This window comes from Jeotgalibacillus sp. ET6 (assembly GCF_029667115.1).
Taxonomy (GTDB): domain Bacteria; phylum Bacillota; class Bacilli; order Bacillales; family Jeotgalibacillaceae; genus Jeotgalibacillus.
The window spans coordinates 1-237 of record NZ_JARUIU010000284.1 but is presented as its reverse complement, the minus strand read 5'-3'; the positions used below and the strand labels follow the sequence as shown (position 1 = coordinate 237).

Annotated in this window: 1 pseudogene; it reads right to left on the bottom strand. The window is 37.6% G+C overall.

What is annotated here, in order from left to right:
* Positions 1-66: 66 nt before the first annotated feature.
* Positions 67-147 (bottom strand): annotated as a pseudogene (locus P6709_RS20685) (hypothetical protein); the annotation flags it as partial.
* Between the last annotated feature and the right edge of the window lie 90 nt (positions 148-237).

The window sequence follows — 237 nt, the reverse complement described above, 5'->3', positions numbered from 1 at the left end:
CTTGAATAGCATAGACCACTTCAGCATAAACTGCCGGTGTCATCGGTGCATCAAAATTCATTCCTTTTAAGGGCTTAAACGTATCTCAATCATCACTTCTAGATATTTTCCAATTCGTACGTCCTGTACTTCATGGTAATTCATCGCATGAAGCTAATTTCCTGCAGACTGTTCCACAATTTTTTCATCATTATTTCACAAGCCTTTGCATCGTTTAGTGATAAGTTGAAAGGGTAA